General features: G+C 28.7%; 21 protein-coding genes and 2 pseudogenes. All 23 read right to left on the reverse strand.

The window, feature by feature from the left end; genetic code table 11:
* Positions 1-39: 39 nt before the first annotated feature.
* Positions 40-495, reverse strand: coding sequence for a 2-thiouracil desulfurase family protein (locus U472_RS15330; RefSeq protein ID WP_068719609.1), 456 nt, complete (start codon positions 493-495; stop codon positions 40-42).
* A 337-nt stretch (positions 496-832) separates the two neighbouring features.
* Entirely contained in the window at positions 833-1,507 is a 675-nt protein-coding gene (locus tag U472_RS17090) for a CPBP family intramembrane glutamic endopeptidase (protein WP_218059087.1), read from the reverse strand.
* A 74-nt stretch (positions 1,508-1,581) separates the two neighbouring features.
* Positions 1,582-1,971, reverse strand: a complete 390-nt coding sequence (locus tag U472_RS15340; RefSeq protein WP_068719611.1) for a VOC family protein — start codon at positions 1,969-1,971, stop codon at positions 1,582-1,584.
* Between the two features lie 109 nt (positions 1,972-2,080).
* The gene (locus tag U472_RS15345) at positions 2,081-2,320 is read right to left on the reverse strand and encodes a hypothetical protein (protein ID WP_068719612.1); all 240 of its coding nucleotides are present in this window, start codon (positions 2,318-2,320) and stop codon (positions 2,081-2,083) included.
* Between the two features lie 882 nt (positions 2,321-3,202).
* Positions 3,203-3,505: a hypothetical protein gene (locus U472_RS15350; RefSeq protein ID WP_068719613.1), complete on the reverse strand. Its 303-nt coding sequence runs from the start codon at positions 3,503-3,505 to the stop codon at positions 3,203-3,205.
* A gap of 215 nt (positions 3,506-3,720) precedes the next feature.
* Positions 3,721-4,029, reverse strand: a complete 309-nt coding sequence (locus U472_RS15355) for a hypothetical protein (RefSeq protein WP_068719614.1) — start codon at positions 4,027-4,029, stop codon at positions 3,721-3,723.
* A gap of 41 nt (positions 4,030-4,070) precedes the next feature.
* Positions 4,071-4,249, reverse strand: a pseudogene (locus tag U472_RS17275) (IS3 family transposase); the annotation flags it as partial.
* 284 nt (positions 4,250-4,533) lie between these two features.
* Positions 4,534-4,644 (reverse strand): VOC family protein, encoded by a 111-nt coding sequence (locus U472_RS17780; protein ID WP_083189975.1) that lies wholly within the window; start codon positions 4,642-4,644, stop codon positions 4,534-4,536.
* Between the two features lie 112 nt (positions 4,645-4,756).
* Complete coding sequence (locus U472_RS15360; RefSeq protein ID WP_068719615.1) at positions 4,757-5,344, reverse strand: hypothetical protein; 588 nt, start codon at positions 5,342-5,344, stop codon at positions 4,757-4,759.
* A gap of 226 nt (positions 5,345-5,570) precedes the next feature.
* Complete coding sequence (locus U472_RS15365; RefSeq protein ID WP_068719616.1) at positions 5,571-6,137, reverse strand: GNAT family N-acetyltransferase; 567 nt, start codon at positions 6,135-6,137, stop codon at positions 5,571-5,573.
* A gap of 143 nt (positions 6,138-6,280) precedes the next feature.
* Positions 6,281-6,679, reverse strand: coding sequence for a hypothetical protein (locus tag U472_RS15370; protein WP_068719617.1), 399 nt, complete (start codon positions 6,677-6,679; stop codon positions 6,281-6,283).
* A gap of 119 nt (positions 6,680-6,798) precedes the next feature.
* The gene (locus U472_RS15375) at positions 6,799-7,014 is read right to left on the reverse strand and encodes a class I SAM-dependent methyltransferase (RefSeq protein ID WP_068719618.1); all 216 of its coding nucleotides are present in this window, start codon (positions 7,012-7,014) and stop codon (positions 6,799-6,801) included.
* 31 nt (positions 7,015-7,045) lie between these two features.
* Complete coding sequence (locus U472_RS15380; RefSeq protein ID WP_068719619.1) at positions 7,046-7,945, reverse strand: carbohydrate kinase family protein; 900 nt, start codon at positions 7,943-7,945, stop codon at positions 7,046-7,048.
* Between the two features lie 86 nt (positions 7,946-8,031).
* Positions 8,032-8,865, reverse strand: a complete 834-nt coding sequence (locus tag U472_RS15385) for a GNAT family N-acetyltransferase (RefSeq protein ID WP_068719620.1) — start codon at positions 8,863-8,865, stop codon at positions 8,032-8,034.
* Between the two features lie 180 nt (positions 8,866-9,045).
* Positions 9,046-9,534: pseudogene (locus U472_RS17595) on the reverse strand (GNAT family N-acetyltransferase).
* A 16-nt stretch (positions 9,535-9,550) separates the two neighbouring features.
* Positions 9,551-10,114 carry a P-loop NTPase family protein gene (locus U472_RS15395; protein ID WP_068719621.1) on the reverse strand — a complete coding sequence of 188 codons (564 nt, stop codon included), beginning with the start codon at positions 10,112-10,114 and terminating at the stop codon, positions 9,551-9,553.
* A 33-nt stretch (positions 10,115-10,147) separates the two neighbouring features.
* Positions 10,148-10,699 carry an MBL fold metallo-hydrolase gene (locus U472_RS15400; protein ID WP_068719622.1) on the reverse strand — a complete coding sequence of 184 codons (552 nt, stop codon included), beginning with the start codon at positions 10,697-10,699 and terminating at the stop codon, positions 10,148-10,150.
* 72 nt (positions 10,700-10,771) lie between these two features.
* Positions 10,772-11,128, reverse strand: coding sequence for a hypothetical protein (locus tag U472_RS15405; RefSeq protein ID WP_068719623.1), 357 nt, complete (start codon positions 11,126-11,128; stop codon positions 10,772-10,774).
* A gap of 174 nt (positions 11,129-11,302) precedes the next feature.
* Positions 11,303-11,860 (reverse strand): outer membrane beta-barrel protein, encoded by a 558-nt coding sequence (locus tag U472_RS15410; RefSeq protein WP_068719624.1) that lies wholly within the window; start codon positions 11,858-11,860, stop codon positions 11,303-11,305.
* Positions 11,861-11,936: 76 nt separating this feature from the next.
* The gene (locus tag U472_RS15415) at positions 11,937-12,815 is read right to left on the reverse strand and encodes a GNAT family N-acetyltransferase (protein ID WP_068719625.1); all 879 of its coding nucleotides are present in this window, start codon (positions 12,813-12,815) and stop codon (positions 11,937-11,939) included.
* Between the two features lie 49 nt (positions 12,816-12,864).
* Entirely contained in the window at positions 12,865-13,737 is an 873-nt protein-coding gene (locus U472_RS15420) for an alpha/beta fold hydrolase (protein WP_342672731.1), read from the reverse strand.
* 44 nt (positions 13,738-13,781) lie between these two features.
* On the reverse strand, positions 13,782-13,928 hold the full coding sequence (locus tag U472_RS16935; RefSeq protein ID WP_218059090.1) for a hypothetical protein: 147 nt from the start codon (positions 13,926-13,928) through the stop codon (positions 13,782-13,784).
* 13 nt (positions 13,929-13,941) lie between these two features.
* Positions 13,942-14,172 carry a hypothetical protein gene (locus U472_RS15425; RefSeq protein WP_068719627.1) on the reverse strand — a complete coding sequence of 77 codons (231 nt, stop codon included), beginning with the start codon at positions 14,170-14,172 and terminating at the stop codon, positions 13,942-13,944.
* Positions 14,173-14,235: the final 63 nt, after the last annotated feature.

The following is a 14,235-nucleotide window of genomic DNA, read 5'->3' on the forward strand; positions in this document are numbered from 1 at the left end:
ACTTTTAAAGAACATCTTACTAATTTATAATCAACTCTCTTAAAAATTAATAATAGAATTTAATTTTTCTATATCATTGTCAGTATATATAGCTATATTATTTCTAACTAATAGATCAGCAGTAAAACCATTTCCTTTACGAAGTTGTCCACTAAATTCGCCATCATATACAAATCCATACCCACAAGATGGACTCCTGGACTGTAATATTGCTATTTCTGCTCCAATAATTTTAGCAATCTCTAAAGTTTTTCTTGCACCTTTAATAAATTCATTTGTAAAATTTTCACCATCTTTACTTATGATTTTTTCATCCCTGCTTTCATCAACGATAATTTCACAACAAACCCTAGGAGTCTCTAATCCCCCTAATATTTCAGGACAGACAGGAAGTGCTTTACCCTCCTCTACTAACTTAGTTACAAATTCATTCTTACTATTTCCTCCATCATACCTACAATTAATTCCTGCTAAACAGGCACTTACTAAATACATATTAATCATCTCCTTTTCTTAATTCAATCTAAATATGCCCCCAAGAACTTAAATATTGGTTCTTCCACGACTTTTGTGAAAATAATTTAAAATCAAAAGAATTATTAGACGCAGATTTACGCAGACAAAAGCGGACTAAAAAATAAGAAATGAAATAATAAAAGGTTTTAAATCAGATCTTAGTCAGATTTTAGTCTGCGTCAAAAAAGATTTTGATTTATATCTTTTATAAAAATTATTAGTTCAACTTATATAAAATAGGCATTAATCACAAAGTTCGTTGTTGAACCTAAATATTTAATTTTCCCTGTTACAAAAAAATTTGTTTTAAATATCACTATAATATACTTAAAATAAAATTATGAACAGAGTGACTTACTATACATGCCCATAATGAATTAGTCTTCTTAAATATATAAGCTTCTAAAATAGCAAATCCAAATACATAAATGGAACTAAAAATTAAATTAGGAAAAATTAATTTACCTTTAATAAACCAAGCAGGATAATGAATAAAGAGAAATAATAATGAAGATATCAGCATTGCTTTTCTAAAAGAACTATTATTCCAGATTTTCTTCAACAAAAACCCTCTAAAAACTATTTCCTCTGTAAAACCTACAAATACTATTCCATTAATCAAAGTATTCATATTAAGATTTAAATCTAACTTTGAATTCCCCATAAAATAGACTCTTGAAAAATTATAAATAGCAAACAATAGACTTAACATAATTGCGCCTACTAATCCTCGTTTAGTGTTATCTTTTAATTTTAAATAGGATAATGGATTAACCTTATCATAAAATTTAAGATATAAAAAAACTGGAAAAATCCAAACTAATACTTTTATTAGTAATCTTGAAATAATATAAATATTTGTAGAATAATTATCTTTAATAAATGTAGCAATTTCTACCTCATATATAGTCCAAACAATAAAGAAGAGTACTATATAAGTTAGTACTCCTCCTAAATTTTTGCGTTTGTTATTTATTATAAATTTAACCACCTCCTGAACCATCTAAAATTAGGTTTGCCCTATCTATAAATTTATGTTTTTTAACATAATAAAACTTATATTTATCAAACAGTTATTTCAACTCTATTTCCATCTGGATCTAAAATGACACTTTCAAAATATCCATCTCCAGTTGTTCTAGGTTCTCCTATAATTTCATAACCATCTTCTCTTAATCTTTCTGTTATAGATAAAACTTTGTTCTTACTACCAACTGAAATGGCAAAGTGAATTAATCCCATATACTGCTCTTGTATATCATTTAAATTTTCAGGTATTGATGGCTTATGCATAATTTCTAAGCGACACCCTTTATCAAAAGACAGAAAATATGATTCAAACTTCTTAGTACTATTAGTATATTTATCGCCCGCTTTAGCATTAAAATATTTAACATAGAAATCCTTCAATCTTTCAAGCTGATTTGTCCAAATTGCAATATGTTCAATCCTCATCTTCTTCACTCCTTTATAAAGTTATTAAAGTAAAAATACCAACCATACTTATATCATACACTATAAACATATAAAATACCCCTAACGAAAGTTAGGAATTATAAAACCCTTACCTAAAATAGATAAGAGGTTTTACTAAAAAGTACTTTTTAGTAATATCAATTGTTGAATAAAAAATAGGTACAGGTATGCCTACTTTCAGTTGTCTCATTATAATATCTAAAACTTCAGAGTCTTTAATATTCTCTTTTATCTCTACATTATAGTTGTTAATTGAGATTTGCAAATACTTCTCTACATCCTTAGGACTCATATTAATACTATCCATACTAATATTATTTCGCTTCATAAAAGTATCCTCTTCTATTAATTGACCATAATACTCTTTCATTGAACATATCATGGATATACTACATGAATAAATGTACTTCTATTTTAAAATAGGAAATTCATTTAACTCATAAACTCCTCCTTTATAAGAAGTTAATATATGATTATAGTCATCCTTTATTCTTCTTTCAATAACTTTAATATATATATGAATTCAAATTCCTTTAGTCACTAATTAACACGAACAATAAATACTTTTTGGCTGACAGCCGACAACTGACAGCTATCAGTCGTTAGATTTTAATTCGTGATGATTAGTGAGATTCGTGGTTAAAATTTTTGGTTCTTCCACGATTTTTGTGAAAATACCTTTTCTAAAATTACAGATAAGTTTGTAGTTTATAACCACAGGTTTCAACCTGTGGAAATTTATAAAATTTATGGTAATATCACAATTTTTACGGAGCCTACGGGTTAAAACCCGTAGCTAATTTAATATATTACTATTATTAGTCACAAAGTTCATTATTGAACTAAATTTTTTTATTTTTTAGGTTTAAAATTAACTTCATAATTGCTAATATGAAATCTTTATCGGTTTCTATATAAATGAAATTGAACACTAAAAAACTACTATTAAAATTGCGATTCCTGATGAAATTTTCTTCAATTTTTCTTTCACAGTGCCAATCTCCCTTAAAAATATTTTTAAGTTTGTTTAATAACACCTATTATAAACTTGGCTTGTCAATAATTTTAGTAGCTAAAAATTCCTCCTTACCATGTTAGACAATATCTTTTTCTTTTGTAAAATCAATTTAGCTCATACTAGCAAAAATAAATCTCTTATGCTATAAAACCTTTAACCTAGATTCAATTAGTTTCTAAATTAAAATTAGATTTACCCATGTACATCAATTAATTTATATTCTGAAGCACAGTCTGGAACACAGTCATCAAACCAACTATCTATCTGGTTAGTACCAAAGCCATATTTAACATTTATGTCAACAAATGAACCATTATAAAATTCTATACTTTTCTTCATATCTGGTATACCATCTATTCCTTTTTCTAAAACACGTTTTGTTTTTTCTACCATACCATAAAACGGATGTGATTTACCAGCAGAAATTATTTTTTGCAATTTACTCTTTGGATTTACTCCTATAAGTTTTCCGTCTTCTACTGTTAAATCATCCATACCCTGTCCTGCTTTTTTTAAAAAATCATATATATGCCATTTGTCAAATATATCATGGTCAACTGTACCATTAAAAGAGTCTACCCCATGAATTTGAAATAGTAGTTCTGAACCAAATCCTTGTTCATTATTTAAAATATCTTCTAATAAATCTTTTCTTTCTTGATTATCTATCCCCTTAACTGTTACATTATAATCTTTATCAACAGTTAACTTTATATTTTCATCAGATGATAAATTAAAATTATTTTTTCAAGAATATCATCAAACCTATTATTAAATTTTTTTCTTCTATCTGCCCGAAATAAAGCAGCATCTGAAAATGCTGTAGCATTAGATATTGGCTTACCTGTAGAAACGCTATAATCAGTATATCCCAATTTATGCGCTAATTTTACAAATGTCTCTGTACTTACGTGTATTTCAGAAGATTTTTTTCTTCTGTTGTTAGTTGCTTTATCTATTGATTTATTATTAAATAAATTAGTATTATAATTCACTCCACATTTTTGTATAGTATTCAAATAGACAACCTCCCTCTATAGATTATACATTAACCTATGATAGTATGAACTTTATATTCCTTAACAGTATAATTAGAAACTATGCCATATTTTTTATGATTTGTCTTATTTTTCTTCTGGATACTTAATATCCTTTCTTAGCTAATCTATCTTTTATTTTTCTTGTTCCATAATTATTTCTGCTTTCTTTGAAGATAGTTATAATTTCATTTTCTAATTCACTATTACTATAGTCTCGTGAACTTAGACTGAAATTTTCCAGTATTAATATTTCTATAAAAGTTTTATAATTATATTAAGTTATAGACAAAAGTTATATGTTCTAGATACTATATTGGATAAAATTCATTTTAGATTCACAAATCTATAAGAATAGGGTAGGGTTATAATGAGGTCTAACCTAATTATTCTTTCTTAAAAATATTCTTAAATTTGTTCAATCACATCTATTATAAACTCTTTAGGCATAGAAAATTTCTTAATAATCTCTTCTACTGTATTTCCTTATTTATGGTATCTAATCACGACTGCTTCCATACTTTCACCAATTTCAACTATATGCTTATCATAATCATATATCCTAAAAACTTTTTGGTGCCAAGGCTGTTCAATAATATCATGTAACTTTCATATTTGGTTCTATGATTTAATGCTAATAATAAACTAATACTTTGGGGTATTTTATATAAACAGGGAATAACCTTTTACAGTTATTCCTTATTATCAATTAAAAGATTTCAATTGAATTAATCATTTCATTTGCTATTCCTAAATAACTATCATAATTATCTGGCATAGCATAATAAATTAACTCATACCGACAATTTCCCTCTGCAAATGAAATAATTTTAACTTTTGAATTAAAACTACTGTTTTCTTCTAAATAAGGATCTATAGGACCAGATAAAATAAATTCATATGCATACTGTCCATTAAAATTAATTTGTTCACTTTCAACCTCTACTGCATCGGAATAAAGAGAAAGTATATAATTTCTTAATCCATCTAAATTTTCATTAGTAAATGGTTCAGAATATGAAGTTTCATCTATTATAAGATAAGGTTTAAAATCAGAAGGATTAAAATCAGGAAATAAACTTCCAGCAGCAAAATAAATATCTATTTCACCTTCTTCAATCATTTCAGATGATTTTTTCCATCCTTCTGGGTATTTAATACCATAATGAGCATTAGAATAACTTTTCCAAACATCATTGTCTCCATTACCCCCTGAACCAAAACAACCTGTTAAAACAAATACAAGTGATAAAATCAAACTAGTAAATAAAATCTTTTTCTTAGCTACTAATAACATCAATATCCACTCCTTTAGTTATTTTAATAATTTGTATTATATATAGCTATTAGCTTTAATTAAATTCCCCCTCCTTTCCAGCAATAGTTTTTAATTTCAAATATAGTTGCTTAAAATAAATTGAATTCATGTTTATCAATTATTTTCTAGTTAGTTCTTTAATTGATATTGATTTCTTATAAGCTATCAATCTAGGAAAAGTTAAAAATCTTCTCCTTTATATTCCTTAGTTATTTTCATTAAATTCATCCCTTGTCAAACCAAATAAAATTTCATCCTTATATTCCCCATCAGTAAATATATTCTTTCTTCTAACACCTTCTTGAACGCAACCAAGTTTTTTCATCATTGTTGCTGAAGCAATATTTCCTTCAAGAACTGATACATTAAATTTATTTAACCTTCGTTCATTAAAAGCATAGTTTAGTAATAATTTCATCGCTGCTGTACCATAACCTTGACCTCGATGGTCTCTATCTACCTGTATTCCTATTCCAAAGGTACCGTTCTTCTCATTAATTCCAGAAATATTTAGAGCACCTACTACTTCACCATCCAAAGATTTTATTGTAAACATCAACCTTCCTGATTCTGGATCAAAATTTGCAAATTTTTCAGTCATTGCTTTAGCTCCTTCAACAGTAGGAGGCAATTCTAATTCATATTGTAGTAAACGTCTAGCTTTACTATCGAAAAGATTGTAGTAATGTTCTTCCCAATCTTCAGGCTTCATTGCTCTCAACCTAACTAAATCATTCTGCCAATAATAATTATCATACTTTATTTTTTTCATCTTAACCCCTCCATATAATTCTAATTTTTATACTATACCCTATTAGAAATAACAAACTTTTATCATACTCTTAGGGATTCATAACTCCTATATAATAAGACTCAACTACATAATATCAATTATATAAACAGATTTCTTAAAATTTATTTTTCAGCTACTGCAATCATTCTTCTACTTTCCTCTAGTGAAAATGGTGTAAAAGAAAAATCACCAAAGTATTCTACTTTACTAAATTTAGTTTTTGAAAAACATTCTTCATATTCTTTCTTTTTCATTGAATTTAATCGCATTATTTCAAAACTATGCTTAAATGAATCTTTTGTCTTTTGAACATTTAAAATATTAAATACTATCTCTTCTTCATTTGGATATTCTAAAACAAAATAAAACACTTGATTTTTATTAATTCTTCCTGGAAGAACTTTTGGTTTATCATTTATTAATTTATCTGATAAGCCATTATCTATAATCAATATACCTCCATCATTTAGCCTTTCATACATTGAATTTAAAGCTTTTATAACTTCATCTTCTCCCAACATATGTCTTATACTGTTGGACATACATATTATCATATCAAACTTAATATCCCATAATCTTTCTAAAGACCTGTATTCTCCTTCTTTAAAAACAATACTTTTCCCATTTGTATTTTCTCTTGCTATTGAAGCATCTCTGGTGATAAATCAGAACCATAACATTTAAGTCCCAGTTCATCCAGCATAGACAAATGCCAACCTGTACCACAGGAACAATCTAGACAGGTTTTAATTGAGTATCTATCAATTATATCTTTAAAGAAATTATCCTGTTTAAAAATTACCTCTTTGGGATTAAGAGCTTCATAATCTTTTGCAAGAAACTTATAATTACTCATATAATAAACTCCTTTTTTATATTTCTTTGCCTTAATTCTCCATATTAATTAACTCCTCAACCTCTTTTAAAGTTGGTGCTTCCAAAACACCTGGGAAAGAATTACAGACTAGAGCAGACAATGCTGCTGCAAATCGAATTGTTCTCTTATCACTCCACCCATTAAGCAGACCAAATATTATTCCTGATCTAAATGAATCTCCAGCGCCTGCAGTATCGATAACCTCTACTTCAAATGGTTTCATTGTATTTATATTATTATTTCTTGAATAAATAATCTCATCTTTTCCTGAGGTAAAAATCACTAATCCTTTACATTCTTTCATATAAGATTCAAATAATTCTTTTTTATCTACACCATTATATTGATGGCCTATAAATTCACCTGAAATAATTAATACTTCTGCATTTTTAGCAATTATATTATCATATCGACAATCAACGCTAACATAAGGTTTTTGGTTCTTTATACAAAGCTCTGCAATATTTTTTGATTCGTCCTTAAAAAAAGGATCTAGACAAACAATTTTGGAATTAATAATATCTTCCTCTTTAGCTTTATTCCATCTTACTCCTGAAGAAAATAATGCTCCATAGGTTCCAAATATTGTTCTTGTTTCATTATCAGCACAAACTAATTCATAAGGCCCCTTATAATCATTTTTAATCTTTACTCTAGTTGTATCAATTTCAAAATCATTCAATATCTTTATAGTATTTAATTCTTCACTATTGTTGCCAAGCCAATTTCCATCTAGCTTTACTCTAATGCCTAGCTTACTCAACACAATTGAAGAATTAGCAGCCTCTCCACCTGTCATTTTAAATATTTTCTTTATCTCACTATAACAATCTGGCTTAGGAAAGTCATTTTCCAATAATACTAACTTACTTGTAGATATCATTCCATATGAAAATACATCATAACTCATTTTTAATCACTCTTTTTCATTATTAGTTTTTTATCTAAATTTTAATTTCTTATGAAATTATACAGTTTTATAACTAAATCACTTAATTATTTACTTCTAAATGGAAATGAATATAGTGTATAAATACGTTCTCTATTAAACTTTAATTTCTCTGCTAAAGTTCTTGATGCTATATTACTTTCCATACATTCCCAGTATGGACTAAGTTGATTCTTTATACAAGTTTCTATAAAAGCTTCAGTTGTTATCTGTGATAATCCCTTTCTCCTAAATTCTTCAAGAGTCTCAATTCCCATTGGTCGAATGTTATCATATCCAAAGTCACATATACAGTAATTAACTATTTTATCCTCAAACAAAATACAATAGCCAAATGTTCTATCTAAATAATCATCACATGAATCCCACCATCTTAATATTTCTGAAATAATATAATCTAAATTCTTTATTCTTTTATTATTTAACAATTCCTTATCAATTTTTTTAAGTATAAACCCATCTTCTAATTTTCGCTTTTCATAATCATTCCATAAATCAGTATTCAATCTATAAATATATTGTTTTGACTTATTTAAATCCCTATCACCAAATATCTCTTCTAATATAGGACACCATTTTTCAGTTTCCCCACTAAATTCAAACTGATTTAAATTTCGCTTCATTGCTCTTGGCTTAATTTCTTCATCTATGAAATTACTAATATAATTATTAAATTTTGGATTATTTTCATCTCCAACAAAATAAAATCCTTGAATACCTTTAGACCAAACCATAGCAGTCTGAGGCGACTCTATAGAATCTACAAAAATCCACCCTGGATTAATACCTTCAATAACTGCTTTTACTTCAATATTGTCCATCGTATCATCTAATAAACTATAGATAGAATTAAAATTCTCTTTTTCAATCTCATATATCACTTTTATCACTCCAATACTTTATATTATTTCCATTTTAAACAGATTATAGTAAAGTTGTATTTTGCCTAACATCCTCCTGTTTGCAACCTCGACATCCTTCTGATTTTCTATCAATACTTAAACATATTCTTCGTATAATAGGGACCAATTTATGTGAATCGTAGACCGTCCGTTTGCCATTTACCTAAATTTCTCAAGCCTATAGTGCCCTTCATCATCCAATGCTTTAACCCCATCTTTATAGTTATATCCAAACTTCCTATAAAATTCACAAGCTGTTATTGATGATGGTATCTCAACTCGCTTAGCTCTTATATAATACTCATCTTGCTCCAACGTACTTATTATTTTCTTTCCAATTCCCATTCCTTGATATTCAGGCAAAACAAATATCGATAACAGAATGCTTTCATCTTCCTTTCCCCAATAACTCGATATTGAACCACAGCCTACAATCTGCTTTGAATCTTCAACCACATAACTATGCGCATAACTGGCTACCTAAAGAACTTTCTCTGCATTATATATATCATATAATTTCTTCATTTCTTGATATGAATAATCCTTAATATTTACTTCCATGAAATTTCTGCGTATCAACTCTGATACTTCTCCTGCATCTTCTTCCTGCAACCTTCTTATATATAATTTATTCTCCAAGTTCCCCACCTTATTTTATTTAAATCTAATCTTGACACTCAAACAAATAATCTATTGCCCGATTAAGTGTTGGAATAAAATCCTTAGAAGTATCAAAATACTTTAAATTGTAATCCTTACAATCTTTCATTATCATTTTACTATGTTCGACCATATTGGTTATATGGTTTGATATGTACTCGTCATTTTTATTGCTTAACCAATCATTTTCACCTGTACTATACCTCTTTACATCTTCAACTTTTTTCTCTATATCTATATCTGTATACCCCACAAAACAAACTCTGATTCTATCAGGATATTTCTCAGTTAATTCTGAAATAAGTTCTGGAAGAACTGCTTCCCCCTCAAGAACATAATCTTTATCTGTCCAAATCATGTTTTCGCACATTCCCTTTAAAAAACTCCAAAATTTCTTTGCTATTTCATCTGGAAACAACTTATCATGAATTCCATATTCAGGTATGCCATTGGTGAATCCCATTACCAGCCAGTCAAGTGACATATATGGGATTTTCTTCTCCTCTAAAATTTTATTTGCCATCATTGTCTTACCAGAGCGTGAAGTCCCGCTTATTACATATATCATATATTATATCCCCCTTCTATAAACTAACTTATCCTAAAATTTAATTTCTTGACCAACAACTATTTCTCTATATTTATCACCAAAGCTATCTCTAAATTGCTTAATAGTCCAATTACAACTATCATGAGAAGAGATTCCGACTACTTTTACATTCTTTTCAGTCAACAACCTAATAGCATCACTAACTTCTGACTTTTTATATCTATGCCAGGGAAGCTTAGGACCTAGTATATTCTGCCCAATCGATTTAAGGTTAGTAGGATTAGTAATTGGATAATGTAAGCCTCCAATAACTCCATAAATAGGCTGGTCAAATAAGTCCTCTGCTCTCTTGATAATCCGTTCAATTGATGGATGACCGCAGCCAATAATCAATACGATGCCTTTTCCTTCTACATTGATAGCTAAAGACTGTTCCTGAACAATACCAGCTAGCCAGATAGCTCTACTTATCGGTCCAATACTTACTATGCCATTAGCTATTTTTCTAGGCTCTTTGATTACTTGAATAGTAGCACTTTCATGTCTCATTTTTAGTGGTGTATAAGCCGAAATACCATTTAAATTAATATCATTATCAGACAAGGCAAAACTTCCTTCAAGCCCTTTACCCCCTGTATGATCATGATGATTATGGGATATAAAGATACTATCAATTTATTTTAGATTTATTCCCAACTTATCCATGTTTTTTAATAATGGTGACGGATTTTCCTTTTTTGAATTCCATCCCAGATCAAATAAGATATATTTTCCATCAGCCTTGATTAAATATGAAACTGCTGGCTCTCCTATTAAGTTATCGCTTTTGGTATCCGACTCGACTAAAGGTATTATACTTAACTTCTTTACACTTCCGATATCTTTAATCTTAGCAACTTCGGATTGTTCCCATGCTGTCTCTACAATTTTCGTATCTTTATAAAATTTAATACTAAAAATGAGTACACTTAATCCTATAATCAAAAAAATTATCAATAAAATATATTTAACTTTATTTAAAATCCACTTCATTTCAATACCCTCCTTCCTGTATTAATAATAGGGGGCAAAGATCTTTGCCCCCTGCTATATAGAACATAAAAAAGTTTTTTGATTACAATCCTCTATATGCTTTTGAACTTACTCACACTGATTACTGACACTATAAAAACTGAAATCTTTGTCAGTTTTTATATACTAATTATACTAAAATTTATACGTTAAAGCTCCATCTAATCCAAATCCACTAAAGTCCATTTCTAAATCTTTTACTTCAACATTATTATTTCTATAAAGTGCTCTTGCTTGTAAACCTAAACTATCACTGATTTTATAATCTCCTTCTACTCCCAGTTTAAAACCAAAGCCTGAATCTCCTTCATCAATGCCAAAGCCATCTAACTCTACAAAATAGATACCAGCTGCTCCAAAAGCAGAAATCCCTGGTATAAATTCATAATTGACTGTTCCTAAATATCCTGTTGTACCTGCTTTATAAGAATCATCTTCCCACTCAACTTCCATACTTTCTATTTCACCACCAATTGCAATCTTTGGTCTAACCCATCCTTTAAGTCCAACTAAAAATGAAATCCCTGAATCTACTTCATTAGAAGCAAGGTCATTTGCTTCCTCTAAACTATAGGTATTATAGCCCAAACCACCATATCCTTCCCAAGTTCCTATTTCAGCAGCACTACTAACTGCTGATAAGATCAATAAAGTCATAACTAAAATTAACATAATTAATAAACTTTTCTTCATAATTATTCCTCCTTATGTTTTTATAATAATTTATAATATAGGCTGCCCAATAAGAGCAATTTCCTTATTATATTGTTTAAGTGTGTGAAGTAATTGGATATGTTAGCCCCTCCATATTAAGCTTTCCCTTAATAAACATATGATCATCTTCTTTAAGAGCATCAAATCCCCTACTTTGTATACTTAGATCCTCTACTTCTAAATTAAAATGAAATACTGTCTCTTTAACTGCATCTTCTTGAATACTTGCTAATATTTTCTTATAATTAATAGCTTTTGTAGAGATAACATCATAAATATTAAGAACATCCCCAGCAAGAGCATATAATACAATTAACTCCTCATCCTTGTTATAATAGATATTATCTTTGAAAATTTCTAGACAATACCAATAAAGTATCTCTTCGTTAGCTTCAAAAAAGAATTTATTTGAAGTCGCAATTCTATTTTCTGCAATTTTAGCCAATATTCTTAGATCATCATTATCATTCATATCTAATTTTCTAAAGTTATATGTTAAATCTGATTCTACTTTCTCTTTAGTAAAAAATTGTAGTCTATCTACTTCTTTATAACCAAACTTAGGATAAAAATCTACTACACTTTGATTGGCAAAGAGGTAAAAAGCTTCATATTCATCCTCATATTTTTTAGTTACATAATCCATCAACTTTCTTGCCAAACCTTGCTCTCGATAATTTTCAGCGGTCATGACTGTTCCAATTTGGAGCAGCTTCCTAACCCCTTTTGCCGTCTTCAATTTCATCTTAGTAACAGAGACATTAGCAATTATCTGATCTCCATCTTTATAGGAATAACAAATATAATTATCCTTCCACAAACCTTTTTGATACCATCTCTCAAAACTGATTCCAAATACCTGCATACATAATTCATTAAAACTTTTCCTCAGTAAATCATTATTTTTATAATCATACACCAATTCTAATTTCATTTTTCCTCCAATCAATAACTTTCTAGTTAATTTAATTATTTTTGTTTCATTATTGCCCATAAGTCTCTGGTAATACTGTATTTATCATAAGCTCATGAAATTTATCTGCTTCAGTCCATATTTCACCATGAGCTGAACTTTTAAACCAGAATAATTTTTTGCTCGGTGCTTCTAAAATTTCGAAATATTCCTCAATAAATTTAGCTGTATAATCATGTTTACCAATCATATAGTAAACAGGAACTTCAAGTTTATTTGCCTGAGTAACAAAATCAAGATTCTGTAATTGTGGATATACAATTTTGAAGGTATTTAACATTCCTTTAAAAAACCTGATCTTATCTATAAAACTATATTCTTCTAGCATTATCATACTGGTTGGATTATACCATTCAGAATTTTTTTCTTCAAAAGGATTCTCTCTTCTATAATACTGAGCATAATTGGTTAAAAAAGGCTTATATTTTTCCAGTAGGTCTTCTCCATAATATGGAGGCTCACCTGCTTCTTGAAGTTTCTTAACTAACTTTTCATTGCCAGCTCTTTTAGCTGCATCTAAAACATAATGATACATATATTTATCAGTTTCTAAAACATTAACCATTTGTGCTGCTCCAATATAAGCATAAAACTGCTCTGGATACTTCTGTACAGCTTTGGTTCCAATAATTGTCCCCCAAGAATGACCTAAAAGATATATCTTCTTTTTATTAAATCTATCTTTTAAATAATCTGTCAACTCATTAATATCTAAAACATACTGCTCCACATTTAGATCTTTCTTATCTTTTATCGCTGGATAAGACTTACCACATCCCCTCTGTTCCCAATTAACTACGATAAAATGATCTTCTAACTTTTTATTAAACTTTAAGAATCTTCCCATTTCACTTGCACCTGGTCCTCCAGAAAGCAATAACAAAATAGGATTATCAACACTCTTTCCTCTAATAACTATCCACTGCTCTACTCCCCCAATTCAATTTTTTCCATAGTAGCTATACTTTCCGAAATAACCTCTCCAGCTGAGTTAAGAATAGGATCTGTATGTCCAGGCATTAATACCATTACCCCTATTAATAAAGTTGCTATAATTCCCATATATATAATCACCTTTTTCCCTACTTTAATTTTCATCACCACCTATATCTTCTCTTTTTACCATTAGAAGTTCTAAACCTAAATCGCTAAATTTATTAATTATTGAATATAGCCGGGCTTGATCAATTATTCTTCCCAATAATTTTGTATTACCTCCTACAAGATGTATCAGATTCAATTTATCAAATTCTGTTAAATGGCGTTTAGAAATATGTCCTTTAATAATAAATTCATACTTGTAATCTGCCTTCGACAAAATTTAACCCCCTCTCTTTTAATCTATTTTAATTATATCGATAACAGATAGTTAATAAACCTA

Source organism: Orenia metallireducens (assembly GCF_001693735.1).
In the GTDB taxonomy this organism is placed as follows: Bacteria; Bacillota; Halanaerobiia; order Halobacteroidales; family Halobacteroidaceae; genus Orenia; species Orenia metallireducens.